This window comes from bacterium (assembly GCA_014360495.1).
GTDB lineage: Bacteria > Armatimonadota > JACIXR01 > JACIXR01 > JACIXR01 > JACIXR01.
Window position 1 is genome coordinate 66,055 of record JACIXR010000004.1, and the last position, 16,889, is coordinate 82,943.

Genomic DNA, 16,889 nt, shown 5'->3' on the forward strand with positions numbered 1-16,889 from the left:
GAATGAAAGCGACTGGGTTTGAAAACATATTAGTGCTGAGATTGGGTGGAATCGGCGATGCCATAGTTTCACTTCCAGCTTTACGAGCACTAAGGGAAGGCTTTCCAGAAAGCAAAATCACCATAGCTTGCCAAAACTGGTTGAAGGAGATATTCAAAGAAGAAAATGTAGCGGATGAGTTCATCGTTTTTGATGCCCTCTTCTCAGCAGGGAGAAAGGATTTGTTAAATCCAAGGATTTGGAGGCAACTTTTTTCCTTAACTCGTATACTTCTTCAAAAGAAATGGCATATCCTTATTCTGCTTCATAAATTATACTCGTTCACTGAAATCATCAAACCCCTCCTCTTTTCCTTTCTCACTCGCTCACCCGTGAGAGTGGGGATGGATGGTAGTGGGAGGGGTTTCTTCCTCACTCATAGACTAAGGTATAATAGGTATGGAAGAAAGCACTACATAGATATAATAGCCGATACCGTTGAGCTTTTGGGGATAAAAGTTAGGGACAGAACCCCGATACTCAGGCTTAGGGAAGAGGAAAAAGAAGTGGCAAGGAAATTTTTAGAGGAAATAGGTTTGAACAAAAACTCTCTCCTCGTCGGCTATTGCCCAACTGGTAGGCGGAAAACAAGGTGGTGGGATTGGAATGGATATGTGGAGGTTCTAAGATGGGTAGAAAGTGAATACAGGGATTGCTATTTCCTGCTAACGATTGGAAGAGAGGAGGCGGCGGAGAGATTTTTTAAGGAAAAGCTTGGAGAGAAATTGATTGTCGCCAGAGGAATGCCTATCCGCTATCTTGCAGGTGTTATGCAAAAATGCAACCTTTTCATCTCTAACGATACCGGACCGATGCATCTCGCCTTCGCGGTGGGTGTTCCAACAATCGGTCTCTTCGGTCCTGCTGAATGGCAGAAATGGGCTTATAATGATGAGAAATTTTTCGCCATCCATCATATGGTTGACTGCTGGCCCTGTTATAAGGATATCTGCGATAAAGGGCATACCTGTATGAAGAAGATAAGCGTTGAGGAGGTTATTGAGAAGGTTAAAATCGCACTGGAGGGGAAATGGGAAGACCGTTGGTGATTCAGCTTATAACTCGCTTCATAAGGGGAGGAGCTCAGCTTGGCGTTCTCCTTCTTGCCAAGAACCTTCCAAAATTCGGCTACGATGTTCTTGTAGCAACTGGGTTGGAAGGTGAGCTGATTGGACAGGCGAAAAAGGAAGGTATCCCATTATATCTCATCCCATCCCTCAAAAGAGATGTTTCTCCTTTTCACGATATCTTAGCTCTTTTTCAGATTATAAGCCTTTTAAGGAAGAAGAAACCAGCGATTCTACATACCCACACTTCAAAAGCGGGATTTCTTGGAAGGATAGCGGGAAGAATCTGCAGAGTCCCGGTCATAGTCTATTCGCCAAGAGGACATGTATTCAGTGGATATTTTTCTCCTCTGAAAACTAAGATTTTCTGGCTTTGCGAGAAATTAACGCTCAAGATGTGCGATGCCTTCGTCTGCTTAACGGATGAGGAAAGAAGGGAATGGATTAAATATGGTTTCAATCATCCTCGTATGTCGGTTATCCCAAGCGGTGTGGAAATTGAAAGGTTTGAAAACCCCAAAATTTCTCCGCTTTCGTTAAGGAAAAATTTGGGAATAGGGGAAGAGGAAAAGGTGGTGGGCTTCATTGGGAGGCTTGCGCCAGTGAAGGGAGCGAGATATCTGCTTTTGGCAGGGGAAATCCTCACCAAGAGATACCCCAATTTTGTCTTACTTTTCGTTGGAGACGGTGAGGAGAGGGAAGAGTTAGAGAGAATGGCTAGAGAAAGGGGGATAAGGGCGCTATTCCTTGGAAATAGAGAAGATGTTGAGGATTTCTATCATATCAGCGATTTGGTGGTTGTTCCGTCCCTGAATGAAGCGTTTGGAAGAGTAGTGGTGGAGGCTTGGTCAGCAGGGAAGGCGGTTGTAGGAAGCGATGTTGGAGGAATAAGGGATTTGATAGATGATGGTGAGACCGGTTTGCTTGTTCCGCCGGCAAATCCCTTTTCATTGGCTGAGGCTTTAGAGAAATTAATAAAACAGGAATCTCTGGCGAGAAAATTAGGGGATAAGGGAAAGGAAAAAGCGGAGTTATATAGTGTATCCGCTATGATGGAAAAGACAGTTAAGCTTTATAATTTTTTACTAAAGAGGAAATGCGGAAGGTTGATGTACAAATAAGGTCAGAGTAATTTTCGCAATTCGCCCCAATAGTTCAGACATAGAAGAGCGATAGCAAAATAAAGCCGCAGGTAGTTATACGCCGCCGTGCCAAAGGTGCAAGCATAAGGAATCTTATCATCTCGTCTATTGGCTCTTGTGGTGGAATAAACGCCTCTGGGTTAAGAAGCAAGATGTTGTTTCACCCTGCGAGCCTTACTGCTTTATTTTCCATGTATTAGGATGCCAATTCCGCCCCAGCCTTGGTTTCTGTCTTTGATGATTTCTCGCCATCGGTTTGGGTATCTTTTACATAATTCTTTCCAAAAATCGTGAACGCGGCATTCGGGGTTACGAAGCGGGAAGACAACATCGTGAAAAGCAATTATACCACCATACCTGACAAGATTAGAGTACATTTCAAAGTCCTTCCTAACCCCTTCATAGGTATGGTCTCCATCAATAAAAAGGAAATCCAAAAAATTGCCTTTTAATATCTCGCGAACTTTCGCCAATGTTTCCTCTTTATGTGAGTCCGTTCTTAAAAGGATAAGTTTTTGCTTCGGCTTGGCAAAAGCTTTATAAATTGGAATTCTCAACTCAGGATAACCACCTCCAAACTTCCCATAGGGTAAATCTACGCTTATTATAACCGCGTCCTCTCTGGCTAACTTGCAGAAGCAAAACAAACTTCCACCATATGCTGTTCCTATTTCCAATATAAACCTTGGATTGAGTTCCTTAAATATCTTTAAAAGCTCCAAGAATTCCTCTTTTATTTGCATTGGTTTTATTGCACCGAGGCAGAATCGGGAGCAAAAACTCAATACCTCCTCTGGTTCAAGGGAAGAGAAATTGCTGAGCGCCTTCTTTGATAAATTGGTAGAAAGAAAATAATCTCTTAACTTTTTCAAAAACACAATCACACCTTCAGGTAGGGTTCCCTTTATCGCTTCTACACTTTTGTTGAATATTCTAAACATCTTATCTACCTCAATTTCCTTTCACCTAATCATTGCTCCCTTTATTTTCTAAGGCTGGAGGGAGATATCTGTCAAGGATAAAATATACTCCCAAAATTAAAGCGAAGGGAATGTATAAGAGGTGAGGGGAAAAGATTATGGGAAGAAGAGAGGAGAAACAGACGAGAAAGAATAGAAGGAGAGAAGTGAGATTAACGGATTTTACCTTCGCAAGAAGCCTGTGGGGCAGATGGTCTTTGTCAGTGGAGGTAAGCAGGGGCTTTAATTTCTTAACCCCTCTCCTATATCTTTTGTAATGAACTACTATGAAATCAAGGCAAGGATATATAAAGGGAAAAAGGGGAAGAAGACCTTGAAGAGGGGAAAGTTGAGAGGAAATTTGAAGTGCTGTCGCTGAGAGAATGGCAGAGAGAAAATATGAACCGCCATCCCCCATAAACATTGAGGCAGGATGAAGATTATGGGGAAGCCAGCCTAAAATACAACCAATAAGCACAATAAGAAAAGGTATATCTTTTCCAAAAATAAACGAATATATAAGGAGGGAAAAAGCTATAGCGAGGGAAGTTGCTCCCGCTGAGCCATCAACAACATCCCAACAATTAAAGGAATTCACTGCACCCATAATGAATAAAACCACTAAAAGACTATTGAGATAGCGAATGGGAATAAAGGGGAACCTCCAAGCTGTGTATATGGTCACAAGGGCGAAAAGGAATTGAAGGGGCAATCTGTATAGCGCCCTTATGTCTAATAAGTCGTCAAGCGTTCCCAAAAGCAAAAAGGCAAGGACGGAAACGAGAAGATAGTAGGGAAGGGTGAAATTGAAAATTGCGAGGGATAATAGAAAAGAAGAGAAAATCGCCATTCCTCCAAGGTATGGGATGGGTCTTTGGTGAATCTTGCTCCCACGAGAGGGGTCATCAAGAAAGCCGAGCTTCAAAGCAAGAGCTTTGAATAGAGGGGAAAGAAATAGGGTTAAGAAAAAGGGAAAGAAAAGAGGAACAAGTTTCATTGGGAATCAACCACCTCTCTCAAGGACCTTGCTATATATTCCACCTCAGAATCACCCAGGGAAGGGTATATGGGAATGGAGAGGGCGGTTTTGTAAATGGCATCTGTTTTGGGATAGTCAGGAATAGAAAGGTAGTGGTGAATTGGCTTATAAAGCGGTCGCTTGCACTCTATCCCTCTTTCTAGCATTTTTCTTCTAACTTCCTCAAATTCATTCACACGGATGACAAAGCGATAATAGACGGAATAAGCAAAGGGTTTATCCTCGGGTGGAAGTGCGATGTTTAGCCCCTTGAGCGCTCCTCTATAATAGCTTGCTATTTCCCTTCTCCTTTTTATGAAGGAAGGAAGTTTTCCCAATTGAACAAGTCCGATGCTCGCGGAGATATCGCTCATTTTGTAATTGAAGCGAAGCCTGTATTCTTCAAATTCGTCGTATTCCCTTAAATCCTTTATTCTCTCCAACAAATTAAGGTCATTTGAAAGGACCGCTCCTCCCTCTCCGGTCGTAATCATCTTTGTTGCATAAAAGGAAGCAATCGCGATGTCACCCCAACTGCCAAGCTTCCGCCCTTTATACTCACCGCCTATGCTTTGGGCGATATCCTCTATAATCCAAATGCCTTTATTGGTAAACTCATCTATGGGAGCAGGATGTCCAAATAAATGTGGTATAATGCAAGCTTTTGTCCTGTTAGTGAGCCTCCTTCTAAAGTCGTCAGGAGAGAGGTTGAAATCATCACCACAATCAACGAGAACTGGTTGGGCGCCTACATAAAGAATGGCGTTGAGGAGGGCGGAACAGACATAAGAGGGAATTAACACTTCGTCCCCTTCCTTTAAACCAAGTGCGAGTAGGGCAAGGTGAAGGGCAGATGTTCCGCTTGATGTCGCTACCGCACCCCTAACACCGATGAAATGCGCCAATCCATCTTCAAATTTCTCCACCATTTTCCCTTGAGCGATATATCCCGATAATATAGTTCGCCTCACAGCATCAGCTTCATCTTCACCAAGAGTGGGGCGGGAATGAGGAATCTTTATATCACTCGTTCTAATTTACCCCCTTTCTTCAATATTTCAACGCTCTTCTCTCCGCAATTGAAGAGCAGGTCCACTATCGCTAAATCGGGTATGAAGCCGATTTGGGGAAAGCGCTGAGGATAAACGGGGCATTCCCAGCGTTGAACCCAAACCTCTATTCCGTTTTCCTTAAAGGATTGAAGGTCCAGATATTCCTCCAATGCTTTCTCACCGGTGAGATAGGCGTCTGCGCCTACAGCCTTGCAGATATTTAATAGCTTCTCGGAACCTTTACCTTCCGCGCCCAGAGCGGTGGAACGAACTACGGGTGTTTTTATGTTTAAGATGGATAGAAAAACTTCCAACATCTTCCCGTTGAGCTCGCCGAGAAACGCTGGAGTGTTTGTTTCGTAAAAGGGCTGGAGGAAGTGAATGTAGTCCTTGTAAAAGGGGGCGGAGTTGTAGTTCGTTTTAAGGGCATAAAGGTGTTTCTCCCTCCAGCGCGAGGTGTTTTCTATTATGGTTTCTCCGATGCTTTGACCGAATTTATGGATAACTGGAACAGTTAAATAAATCGCGCCTTGGGCGCTTTTTATCTTGTTCCTATTATGCCATTCTCCCTTAACGAACTGTGCATCATCAAGGAGAATGAAAAGCTCTGCCTCCATAATCTTATGGAAGTATCTCAACCATGGGAGATAATGAGGTTGATGAATTGCGACGAGCATATCAAAGCACCAGCCTGTGGCAGATAAATGCCTCCGCTGCCTTGACCCCAACCTGCGAGCCCCTCATCCTTGCCAATCTCTCCAAATTTTCAAAACTCGCGAAATGGGGCTCGGGACGCAATTGAGAGGAATGGAGAGAGAGGGCTTTCAACTTTACCTCGAGGAATTCCGATATATCTACATACACATTGGGATGAAAAGGGATATAACTCCAACAATGATGCGGGCATTCAGCGGATAAGACCATATTCACGAAGTGTCTCGTTGAGGGGTCGTGGGGACGGAGAGCGGCGAAGGCTGACTCAAATACTATCCGATGGTCAAGGGTATATGAGGGGAAGGGGATTATCACCATCGTTGGTTTGATTTTGTTTATCGCAAGTTTCCCTTTATCCTCCAATAATTCTATCAAATCACGCTGGGGGAAAGTATCCAAGCGGAGGTGATATCTGCTTTCCTTAAGGAGCAGGTCCCAATCATCAACATTAAGAAATTGAGCACAACGAGATATCTCAGAAAGCCTTGTCTCATTGTCAACCTTTACCCTTTGCCCTTCTTTGTATGCGAAAATCTCCCCACTATTTACTATAACGAGGAAAACCTTTCCACCAAGGCTCTTAACCTTTGCCATAGTGCCGGCGCAGTGAAACGCCTCATCATCTGGATGAGGCATTATCACTAACAACCTTTGCTTTGAGAGGAGTGAATCTCCCAATTTTTCTTGCACCATTCTATGGTCATCACCAATCCTTCCTCAAGACTTACCTTTGGCTCGAAGCCGAGAAGTTTTCTCGCCTTATTTATATTGGGCACCCTGCGGGGCACATCCTCATGCTTTGAGCCGAAGTAATCTTCGTATGGGATGTGAATGATGGGCGAAGGGGAATTCGTGAGCTTCTTGATGAGGTTCGCTAAATCAACTATTCTTATTTCATTTTTAGGGGAACCTATGTTGAAGACCTCGCCAATAGCTTCGTTTTTTGTTCCAGCGAGAATAGTTCCCTCAACAGCATCGCTCACATAGGTGAAGGAACGGGTCTGGTTTCCTGTGCCGTGTACGGTGATTGGTTCTCCCGTTAGAGCCTGACGGATGAAGTTTGCGATTACTGTTCCATAGCCGAGGGAATTTATCCTTGGTCCATATATATTGAAATATCTCACGCAGGTCACAGGCAACCCGCTATGATAATAGGCGAAGGCGAGATGTTCGTCAAGCGCTTTGGCGGTGCTATAGCACCAACGGGGAATCCAGGTGGGACCGAGAAGCCTGCTTGTTCTTTCGCTCAGGGGAATTCTGCGATTTCGCCCATAGACCTCCGAGGAGGAGGCAAGAACAACCCTCCTCTTGTATTTATGAGCTGAAGCCAATATATTGAGAGTTCCTTCTACATTGACGAGAATAGTTAGGAGAGTATTGTCAACCACATACTTTACCCCCACTATTGCTGCAAGATGATAAACCGTGTCGCTTTTCTCAATTAGCGCATCAACGAGTTCCTTGTCCAGGATGTCTCCCTTTATGAAATGGAAATTTTTGTTAGATTTAGCTTTGGATAGATTAGCTTCGTTATCCTTGATGAAAAGATTATCCAGCGCAAAAACCTCGTGACCCAAAGATAGAAGGGCATCAACCAAATGAGAACCTATAAAACCTGCTCCTCCGGTAACTAATATTCTCATATGACCCTCCTGCGAAATCTTTCCTTAATTTTAAAAATTGCACAAAAAATTGCAAGCAAAAATTTTAAAAATTATTATAGTTTTGATCTTTCTCTCTTAAAGGAGAATGTTTTCAAAGGGGAAAAATAATGACATATTGCTTAACTGTTTCACGAGGGAAAGACTCTAAGGAGGTTATAGCTATGCCTTAGCCCAAGCGAAGAGGACTTTGTCTATTGCATTCCTTCTATTTGAAGGTTAGATTATATCTAAGAAAAATTCCAGATTCTAAGACAAGTTTAAAAATGTCTTTATTGTTTCTGTGAACCCTTTATTTTCTTTGCGATTTCCTTTAATTTCTCTATAAGGACGACCAAATCATTTTTTCTTGGCAAAAAGATATCTTTTAATGATATTTTCTCCAATTTTTGGAAGAAGATGAGAATGACGAAAAAAGCAAGGGAATAGGCAATTGAGGAGGCTATGCTCGCCCCAATTATCCCCCAGCGAGGGATTAGAAGGAAATCTAAAAGGATGGTTAAGATGGAACCAGTGAGACTTCCGTATAAGTTATATTGGGGGTAACCTCTACCGAGGATATGGTGTGCGAGAAAACCTGTATACATCCAGGATATTATGCCCGGGAGAAGGTAAGGAATGACAGAGATTGAGGGGCGAAACGCGGAACCGAATAGGAGGGGAATAATTAAAGGGGCGAAAAAATAGAGGATTAAAGCGGAAGGGAGGTAATAAAAGGGAAGAAGGCGGGTGAGTAAAGAGGTTAAACTCCTTGCCTCTTGAGGGGAAACAGATGAAACTTGGGGGAATAAAACGATGTGAATTGAAGCGGCGAAAAGCCGTAAAAGCTCTGTGTAGTTCACGCCGGTCATATATAACCCTACATGTCTAGCCCCTAAATACGCATTCACAACAAAGACATCAAATCGAGTATTGACCATCCACAGAATGTCTCCAAGGGAAATTACCGCGCCATATTTCAGCATGCCTTTTAATACTTCCCTATTAAGGTGAGGGGAAAAATGCTCTGGGCGAATCACATCGTTCAGGAAATAGAAAGATAAAGCGGTGCTAATGGGGATTAAAAACCACTCAGAGGCTAAAGCCCCCCATACTCCCCATTTCAGTAGGATTAGGAAAGAGGCAAGGAGGACAAGGCGAAAAAAGATGGAGAGCGTGTTTATTAGGAAAGAATAATTGAATCTTCTTAAAGCCAAAAGGCTATAGCTTAGAGGGGATAAGTAAACTGTTAATAAGCTGATGAGGAGAGAGACCCGTAGTAAAAGAGAGGGAACACCCTTGAGGAAAGAGGAGGCGAGGTAGGGAGTTAGAAGAATGAAAGCGAATGTCAGGGGAAAGAAAAAATAGAGGACGAAGGAACAGAATGACCCGATTATATCCTTTATTGGGTATTTCTTATTCGCGATGAAATATTCAAGGGCGATAGGGAGACCCAAGAGGACCATTACCTGGTAGAAGGAAAGGAAGGTCTGGAGGGTATTGACTATTCCTTTTCCCCTTGGACCCAAATAGCGAGCGACTATAATTGAGCCGACTATTCCCAAGACAAAGGAGAGAATCCTTGAAGCAAAGTGATAGATGACATTTACGCTGAAGGAAGGTGCGCTTCTATCTTTTCTTATGAGTTTTTCTATAGTCGTTCTAAACATTTAGAAAATCATAAAGAAATCAACGAGAAGGGTCTTCACTTTCCTATCCAAGATACCAGGTCGCGAGCAAGATATCATCTTTCCTTCATCTGCTATTTTCCTATAGTTTTTAGAAAATCTTGGCTTTGTTAAAAGAATAGAATCTCTATTTATTTTAACTATTTAACCTCCTTCTCGTTGCTTTTCTCTTCTCAAAAATTATGATAAAAGATAAAATCAAGTCAAGTTTTATACTTTTTGCTCATCTATTGATTCACTTTATTACTTTTTTGTTCATAGAGCTCTCAGCACTTGTATGATTCTCCAAGCTAGATTTGCTCTTATTCCGAATTTCTTAAAGTGTTCCAAGCAAATGAGAACTGCACTTTTTTAAAAGTTTTATAATCTCCACAATTAAATAAGTTCTTTAAAGGTATCATAAAATAGACCAATTTTAGGCGCTTCATCAACCAAAGCCATTTTCAATTGAAAATTGAGTTTATCCTAACCCATGTTTTAGCTTTAACAATAAATGAGGGATATTTAAAGGAATTAAGATAAAAGGTAATATTTGAAACAAAAGTCAAGTCCGCTTTTCTTAAAAAGTCGTTTTTTTATCAGTTGAGGAATTACATTAGCAAATAAAGTAGAGAAGATTGTGTTTGTAATGGACACAAATAGCGCTTAATAGCTTATTTCTTTATATATTTCAACAAGGCGATGCGCTAATTTCACTGCGTCGTGATACTTTTCCGCATATTGACGACTTCGCTTGCCAATTTCATGTCGTAACTTTCCATCCTTTAGGAGATTTTCAAGAACATCCACCAGATTATCTTGGTTAGCATTAACTATAGGCAAGTCGGGAGGATATTTTTCGCGAATAGAGGGTTTAATATAACAAATTACTGGTTTGCCAAAAGCCATAGCTTCTACACTCCCCATTCCGTAGAACCCCAAAACGAATTGGTCAAGGAATATATCAGCCCTCTGCATAATTTGGAGAGCTTCTCTATGAGGCATATTTTTAACTAAAATAAACTGAAAATCGTGTTTTTCCTTTAATAACTCAACCGCTTTTAGCACGGCGCTGGTGCCCTTTAAAACTGGTTCGCTTGGAGCATGCACAACGATTGGGCGCCGAACAGTTGGGTCGGGATAGAAAGGCTTAAATTCCGAAAGGAAGAGACGTTGAAACACAAGATAACTCTTCGTCCAGAGGTTTGGGAAGAGATATTGTTGCATTTCGACTGGCACTATGCAAGCGAAACCCGATTTCGCAAACAAGCTTTGATTACGATACGATTTTTCTAAACTGACACCTCTAAGAGCTTTGTAATAATCCATGATGGGTAATGAATAAGGGTTGTCTTTTGCCTCTACCTCGGGAATCCTTATATCTGAGCCTTGCCATTCAACAACACCGGGTTTTTTAAGAAGCTTTAAATATCCCAGGTCCATTCTTCCTAGGCGCGTTGGAAGGGCAGGTTCACCATAATACCAGTGAATAACATCCGCCCATTGGGCAAATTTTAAAAAAAGATATGTTGCTCGTATCCACACAATAACATAATTTGCTATTTTTTTTCTCGGAGGAAACCTTAAATTCACAAGTCCCTCAGAGGACCACATGGGCGAATTGTTATATGCCAGGCTGCGAACATCAACTCCAATTTCCCTCAAACCTTTAACTGTGTGATACATATAGGAGGCAAGATTAACAGGGAGATGAAGAACCCTCATTTTTATCGCTCCTTGATTTTGCGAGCGGGAACACCTGCCCATATTTTATAGGGCGGAACACTATCACGGATTTCTATATTCTCAAGATGGAAGGTGAGCACTTCTTTTTTCATTTAGTATCCCTCCTTTATTTGAAAATGTACCAGGATATAAAAATCAAGTCAAGTTTTATTTGTGCTTTTCATCCTTGCTACCTATAGCCGTGACAAGTGGGGCAGGCGCCATAGGGGGAGTTGAAGGAAAACTTTTTCGGCTCCAGTTCGCCCATACTGAATCCGCAAATCGGACAGGCGAATTCCTCTGAGAAATAGAGCTCTTCCCCGTCCATCACGCTAACTATCACCTGTCCCTTGCCCATCTTCAAAGCCGTCTCAAGGGAATCGGTTAATCTTCCCTTTATCCCTTCCCTCAAGACTATCCTGTCAACAATCACCTCAATGTGATGGATTTTGTATTTATCAAGTAGGGGGGATTTCCTCCTCGGCGAGATTTAGCATCTGCCAATCTACCCTTGTGTTGCCTTGCGCCTCTGATGATAATCTTGTCCTGGGGCATGGGTTCTCTTTAAATTGATTTTAGCGAAGGGAAGATAAAAGTCAAGATAGTGGTAATTCCTCGTAGAGGGAGAAGATATTCTCATGGCTTTCAAGAAGGCGTTGTAGTAATGGGGTTTCGTTGTCATAGCGTGGGTTGAGTTTTTTGTCTTTGGGAGCGGTAGCGAAGAAATGATAGAAAGGTGGACAAGAAGAGATTGCCACGGGCTCCCTACAGGAGCCCTCGCAATGAGGGGTAGTATATTCTACTTGTCGGTTTCCTCTTCCTTTTCCGAGCCTCGTTTAGCGAAAGTATAGGCTTCCATTGCGAAAGCGAAGTTTAGAAATCCCCAGAGGAGGAAGAACCAGGGGATTTTGAAGGCGAAGGGGATGATAACGAAGATTGCGCCAAGCACTATTCCAGCGATTCCTTTTGATGTATCGCCGTTATACAACTGCCCCAAGCCCGCGAACACAAGGGAAAGTAGCCCGGCGATTAAAGGGAATCTTTTCACGGGAGGAAGGTTCAAATCAAATTTTCCCGCTTCCTCGTTTATTTTCAAAACCGTTCTCGCCAACTTCTTCTCCACTTCTCCCGCGGAGGGATTCTTCTCCAAAGCCTTTTTATAAAATGATAGAGCTTCTTGCAAATCGCCTTGCATTGATTTTATATCCCCCATTAACTCCAGAGCGGATGGGTCTTCAGGCTCCTCATTCAGTATCTGTTGGCAGGTGGAGATGGCTTTTTTAATCTCGCCTCTTTTTAGATAAAGAAGAGCGAAGCGCAGAAGCTTTTCCTTTTCCTCCTCATTCATACCAGATTTCCTCCAATTTATAATATTCCCTCGCCTCAGGGGAGAAAATATGCACTATCACATCGCCGCAATCTATTAGAGACCATTTCAAGGCATCTATTCCTTCAATTGAAATTGGAGGGGTGCCGCTTTTCTCAAGGCTTTCCTCCACCGCTTCTATCAAGGCTCTTGCGTGAGTATCAGATGTAGCAGAGCAAATCACGAAGTAATCCGCAATCACCGTCTTATCCCTGGTTCTGATAACGACTACATCCTCCGCCTTCTTTTTCTCTAAAATCCTTGCCAATAAACCCGCTTTACCCTTTGGGGTTTTTGGTTTCTTGGAATTCTTCTTTTCCTCCAGTTATTCTCCTCCTTTCTTTTTGGTTTTATTTAAAAAAATTCTATAAAAAACACCTCAAGGGGTAAAGTCCTTTCCTAATATAACCGTGAAATCCGCCTTCCCTGGGTTGCCATTCTTTTTGATTTCACCACAACCCAGGGTTTCCTTTAAAACCCTCGTTGATTCATTTAAGCCATCGGTATGAACCATAATGACAGTTTTATTATGGGAGAAGCTCTCCGCATTTCCTATATAAACCACGCTGAAGCCGAGCTCTGAGAGCTTTTGCGCCGCTTTAGAAGCTGCTCCGGGAATCCCTCCCCCGTTGAGAACCTCAACCGTCGGTCCGCTTTCCTGCACGCTGGGATTCAATATCCTCTGGGCTATAAATTGTAAGTCATCAGTATCTGGTTCGTAATAACTAACACCATTTATAGTCATTGGTCTTCCCGGCAAAACGGCGGTTTCCACGATGGGCAATTCTTTTCCATATTTCTTGGCGAGAAACAAGAGGTCTGAGAGCGTGAAATTGGTCTCCACATTTTTGTAAATTTCTTTTAAAAGGAAGGGAAGGCGAGGAAGGACGGCGGGGGAGCGAATTTTGTTCAAGAGCGCGAGGATGAATCTCTGTTGTCTCTTTATCCTCGCTAAATCGCCGAGGGATTCGTGCCTGAATCTAACGAATCCCATCGCTTGATAACCATTAAGATGCTGATAACCCTTCTTTAAGTTTATATACAAATGTTGCGTGTCGTCTTTATAATGCATATCTCTATCAACATAGATATCTATTCCGCCAAGGGCATCCACTATCTTCTGGAAGCCCTCTACTTTAACTTTGACATAATAATCTATGGGAATGCCCAGTAGATTGCTTATCGCTTCTTTCGTAGCCTCTATTCCACTGATAACAATCGCCGAGTTTATTTTATCTTCTCTTCCCGCCGCCGGAATATATACTCTTGTATCTCTGGGGATGGAGAGAATGAAGCCTTTATTGCTCGCCAAATCCAACGAGCCGACGATTATCGTATCGCTTCTTCCCTCTCCTTTGGGCATATTTATTCCTTGGTCTTGTCCCACTATGAGGACGGTTATCCTTCCCTGTGGGGAAAAAGAGGTGTTAAGCATGGGGAGAGGACGTTCGCTTCTGCCGTAGTAATATCCGGCGTAGAAGCTTGCTGGCATCAAAACGAGAACGACTATTCCTATTAGCAGCAACTTCCGCAAATTCATCTTCCTCCTGTGTACAGATTGTGTTTGTAGATGTAGTTTTCAACTGTGTCCAAGACGAGATATTTTATCGGCTTGCCCTCCTTGACACGCCTGCGTATCTCGGTTGAAGAGATATTGATTTCCGTAATCTTGAGGAATTCAATGGAGTTATTGTTGATGGGGCGGAGCTTTTCCTTTACTTTCTCAATATCGTAGCCCGGGCGGGTCACGGCGATGAACTTGCAAAGCTGGAGGATTTCCCTTCCTTGTTTCCATGAAAGAATTTCCGCGATGGCATCAGCTCCCGTTATGAAATATATCTCCGCTCCGGGATAGAGTTTGCGGAATTCCTTCACGGTATCAATGGCGTATGAGGGACCGCCCCGTTCTATTTCTATTCTTGATACCTCAAAATAGGGATTGGTATAGATGGAGAGGAGAACCATAGCGTAGCGATGTTCGGGATTGGTTACGGGGACATCGGGTTTATGGGGAGGTTGGTAATTGGGGACGAAGATGACCTTATCCAAGCCGAAGACGGCTCTCGCCTCCTCAGCGGCGACGAGATGACCTATATGAATGGGGTCAAAGGTTCCTCCCATTATTCCGATTTTCATATTACTATAATTATCTCTTAGTTTGACTTTATCGTCAATATCGTATGTTTCCAAATTCATTGCTAAGAAGAAGATTCCTCCTTTATTGAAGTTAGGTTAAAAAATTTGTTGACAAAATCACAAGTTGTGCTATAAATTAAGTAAATAAAAATGAGTACCCCCTTCGTTGTTGCTATTATTTGGCAGTGGCAATGGACGAAGGGGGCGTATCCGCAGGCTGAATAAAATTTTTCAGCCACGGGTATGCCCCCCAAGCGGGCATTACCCGTGGCTGAACGGGTAGCCCTCCTTAATTCCCCCCAACCTTAATAAGCCACGGGTAATAAAGCCCGTGGCTTATTTTTTTAAGGAGGTGACTACATTGGAGCCTGCGAAAAACGAGTTTAAAAAATTGGCAAAACAGTTTGAGTTAATCCCTGTATGGGATTCCTTCCTCTATGACGAGGAAACGCCGATTTCCCTGTTCAGGAAGTTAGCGGGAAAAGAAAGATATGCATTCCTCTTGGAGAGCGCCGAAAGGGGTGAGGTGCTGGGAAGATATTCCTTCATAGGCTATAAACCGACCTTTGTCTGGGAGACAAGGAACGGAGAAGACCCTCTGAAGCCCCTGCGTCAACATGTTCTCTCCAAGAAATCTCCCTTAATAGAAGGCTTGCCTCCTTTTCTCGGTGGTGCAGTTGGATTCATAGGGTATGACGCGATAAGAATCTGGGAGAGATTGCCGAGTTGGGGGATTGATGACCTCCGCCTACCGACCTCAATTATGATGCTCTTCCATACCGTTCTCATAATAGACCATCTTAAGAGGGACCTGACAATCGTCAGGATGGTTGAGGTGGAGGATGATGCTGATTCAGCTTATAACCGAGCGAGGGACAGCATAGATGAGCTTAAAAGGATGTTGTTGAGTCAGGGAAGGAATTCCAATGGAGTTGTCTTGGAAAGGGGGAAAAGAACTATGGGAGAAATAGAAACGAGCATAAGCGATGAGGAATTCATAAAGGCGGTTGAGCGGGCAAAGGGCTATATTGAGGCAGGTGATATATTCCAAGTCGTTCTCTCGCGTCGTTTCGCCCTTCCCTTTGAGGGAAATCCCTTTGATGTCTATCGCATACTCCACAGCATAAATCCTTCCCCTTATATGTTCTATTTAAAGATGGGGGATTTGGAGTTGGTGGGTTCCTCTCCGGAGGTAATGGTGAGGGTACAGAATGGGGTTGTGACGCAGAGGCCGATAGCGGGAACGAGACCGAGGGGAAGGACGCCTGAGGAGGATAAGCGGTTAGAGAGCGAGCTTCTCGCTGATGAGAAGGAGAGGGCGGAGCATCTAATGCTCGTTGACCTCGCAAGGAACGATGTAGGCAAAGTCTGCGAGTATGGGAGCGTTGTTGTGCCTCGTTTTATGGTGATTGAACGCTATTCCCATGTTATGCATATCGTTTCCTATGTTGAGGGGAAGTTGAGGGAGGATAAGGACGCTTTGGATGCTCTCCAAGCTTCCTTTCCCGCCGGCACTGTTTCGGGAGCGCCCAAGGTAAGGGCTATGGAGATAATTGAGGAATTGGAGCCAGTGAGAAGGGGACCATATTCAGGCGTTGTGGGTTATCTCAGCTTCAACGGCAATTTGGATACCTGCATAACAATCAGGACGGCGGTTTTCCATAGAGGGAAGGTTTATGTGCAGGCGGGAGCGGGCATCGTGGCTGATTCCAATCCCCAGAGGGAACTTCTGGAAATAGAGAATAAGGCAAAGGCATTGATAAAGGCGATAGAAAAGTATCAGGAGGGAGAGCTATGAGGATACTGCTGATAGATAATTACGATTCCTTTGTTTATAACTTGGCACAGTATCTGGGAGAGTTGGGATGCGAGCTGGTTGTTTTCCGCAACGACCAAATATCGCTGGATGATGTAGGGGAATTGAAACCAGAGGCAATAGTGATATCGCCTGGTCCGGGAAGACCTGAAGATGCCGGCATCTGCGTTGAGGTGATAAGACGCTACGGGGGAAGGATTCCCATCTTCGGCGTTTGTTTGGGTCATCAGGCGATTGGCTACGCCTTTGGAGGGGATATCGTGAAGGCGAGGAAACTGATGCACGGGAAGGTCTCTCTCATTCACCACAATGGAAAAAGCGTTTTCAGCGGTATTCCTTCTCCCTTTTTCGCCACTCGCTATCATTCCTTGGCGATTAAAAGGGAAAGCCTCCCATCTTGTTTGGAGCTCCTCGCTTGGACTGATGATGGAGAGGTGATGGCGGTAAAACACAAGGATTTCTACATCGTGGGGGTGCAATTTCACCCTGAATCAATAGCAACTCAATATGGCAAGGAAATTTTGAAAAACTTTTTGGAAAGGAGGTAA

The 16,889-nt window shown here is 43.4% G+C and carries 18 protein-coding genes; 4 read left to right on the forward strand and 14 right to left on the reverse strand.

Translation table 11 applies throughout. The features are described 5' to 3' along the window. The first annotated feature begins 2 nt into the window (after nucleotides 1-2). Both H5T88_04195 and H5T88_04200 read left to right on the forward strand, forming a co-directional pair. A complete protein-coding gene (locus H5T88_04195) occupies nucleotides 3-1,088 on the forward strand; it encodes a glycosyltransferase family 9 protein (protein MBC7329540.1) in 1,086 nt (361 codons plus the stop codon). Then, nucleotides 1,070-2,227, forward strand: coding sequence for a glycosyltransferase family 4 protein (locus tag H5T88_04200; GenBank protein MBC7329541.1), 1,158 nt, complete (start codon nucleotides 1,070-1,072; stop codon nucleotides 2,225-2,227). The genes H5T88_04195 and H5T88_04200 overlap by 19 nt, the downstream gene beginning before the upstream one ends. Nucleotides 2,228-2,430: 203 nt before the next feature. Here the strand turns inward: H5T88_04200 and H5T88_04205 are convergent, their stop codons facing one another. From H5T88_04205 to H5T88_04270, 14 genes are all read right to left on the reverse strand, one after another. Beyond that, nucleotides 2,431-3,189: a class I SAM-dependent methyltransferase gene (locus H5T88_04205; protein MBC7329542.1), complete on the reverse strand. Its 759-nt coding sequence runs from the start codon at nucleotides 3,187-3,189 to the stop codon at nucleotides 2,431-2,433. Between the two features lie 25 nt (nucleotides 3,190-3,214). After that, nucleotides 3,215-4,204, reverse strand: coding sequence for an undecaprenyl/decaprenyl-phosphate alpha-N-acetylglucosaminyl 1-phosphate transferase (locus H5T88_04210; protein MBC7329543.1), 990 nt, complete (start codon nucleotides 4,202-4,204; stop codon nucleotides 3,215-3,217). After that, nucleotides 4,201-5,196: a DegT/DnrJ/EryC1/StrS family aminotransferase gene (locus H5T88_04215; protein ID MBC7329544.1), complete on the reverse strand. Its 996-nt coding sequence runs from the start codon at nucleotides 5,194-5,196 to the stop codon at nucleotides 4,201-4,203. Before H5T88_04215 ends, H5T88_04210 begins: the two co-directional genes overlap by 4 nt. A 47-nt stretch (nucleotides 5,197-5,243) precedes the next feature. After that, on the reverse strand, nucleotides 5,244-6,005 hold the full coding sequence (locus H5T88_04220) for a WbqC family protein (GenBank protein MBC7329545.1): 762 nt from the start codon (nucleotides 6,003-6,005) through the stop codon (nucleotides 5,244-5,246). Continuing rightward, nucleotides 5,956-6,684, reverse strand: a complete 729-nt coding sequence (locus tag H5T88_04225; GenBank protein ID MBC7329546.1) for a PIG-L family deacetylase — start codon at nucleotides 6,682-6,684, stop codon at nucleotides 5,956-5,958. Before H5T88_04225 ends, H5T88_04220 begins: the two co-directional genes overlap by 50 nt. Then, complete coding sequence (locus H5T88_04230; GenBank protein ID MBC7329547.1) at nucleotides 6,633-7,634, reverse strand: GDP-mannose 4,6-dehydratase; 1,002 nt, start codon at nucleotides 7,632-7,634, stop codon at nucleotides 6,633-6,635. The genes H5T88_04225 and H5T88_04230 overlap by 52 nt, the downstream gene beginning before the upstream one ends. Before the next feature lie 290 nt (nucleotides 7,635-7,924). Next, complete coding sequence (locus tag H5T88_04235) at nucleotides 7,925-9,301, reverse strand: oligosaccharide flippase family protein (GenBank protein MBC7329548.1); 1,377 nt, start codon at nucleotides 9,299-9,301, stop codon at nucleotides 7,925-7,927. A gap of 663 nt (nucleotides 9,302-9,964) precedes the next feature. Then, nucleotides 9,965-11,023, reverse strand: a complete 1,059-nt coding sequence (locus H5T88_04240; GenBank protein MBC7329549.1) for a glycosyltransferase — start codon at nucleotides 11,021-11,023, stop codon at nucleotides 9,965-9,967. A 190-nt stretch (nucleotides 11,024-11,213) separates the two neighbouring features. Then, nucleotides 11,214-11,513, reverse strand: a complete 300-nt coding sequence (locus H5T88_04245; protein MBC7329550.1) for a hypothetical protein — start codon at nucleotides 11,511-11,513, stop codon at nucleotides 11,214-11,216. Between the two features lie 106 nt (nucleotides 11,514-11,619). After that, nucleotides 11,620-11,781, reverse strand: a complete 162-nt coding sequence (locus H5T88_04250; GenBank protein MBC7329551.1) for a hypothetical protein — start codon at nucleotides 11,779-11,781, stop codon at nucleotides 11,620-11,622. A 41-nt stretch (nucleotides 11,782-11,822) separates the two neighbouring features. Beyond that, nucleotides 11,823-12,371: a tetratricopeptide repeat protein gene (locus H5T88_04255; GenBank protein MBC7329552.1), complete on the reverse strand. Its 549-nt coding sequence runs from the start codon at nucleotides 12,369-12,371 to the stop codon at nucleotides 11,823-11,825. After that, nucleotides 12,364-12,657 carry a ribosome silencing factor gene (gene rsfS, locus H5T88_04260; GenBank protein MBC7329553.1) on the reverse strand — a complete coding sequence of 98 codons (294 nt, stop codon included), beginning with the start codon at nucleotides 12,655-12,657 and terminating at the stop codon, nucleotides 12,364-12,366. The genes H5T88_04255 and rsfS overlap by 8 nt, the downstream gene beginning before the upstream one ends. Nucleotides 12,658-12,768: 111 nt before the next feature. After that, nucleotides 12,769-13,923, reverse strand: coding sequence for an LCP family protein (locus H5T88_04265; GenBank protein MBC7329554.1), 1,155 nt, complete (start codon nucleotides 13,921-13,923; stop codon nucleotides 12,769-12,771). A 2-nt stretch (nucleotides 13,924-13,925) separates the two neighbouring features. Next, complete coding sequence (locus H5T88_04270) at nucleotides 13,926-14,525, reverse strand: nicotinate-nucleotide adenylyltransferase (GenBank protein ID MBC7329555.1); 600 nt, start codon at nucleotides 14,523-14,525, stop codon at nucleotides 13,926-13,928. 361 nt (nucleotides 14,526-14,886) lie between these two features. Between H5T88_04270 and trpE the strand changes: the two genes are divergently transcribed. Continuing rightward, on the forward strand, nucleotides 14,887-16,323 hold the full coding sequence (trpE, locus tag H5T88_04275) for an anthranilate synthase component I (GenBank protein MBC7329556.1): 1,437 nt from the start codon (nucleotides 14,887-14,889) through the stop codon (nucleotides 16,321-16,323). Next, nucleotides 16,320-16,889, forward strand: coding sequence for an aminodeoxychorismate/anthranilate synthase component II (locus H5T88_04280; GenBank protein MBC7329557.1), 570 nt, complete (start codon nucleotides 16,320-16,322; stop codon nucleotides 16,887-16,889). Before trpE ends, H5T88_04280 begins: the two co-directional genes overlap by 4 nt.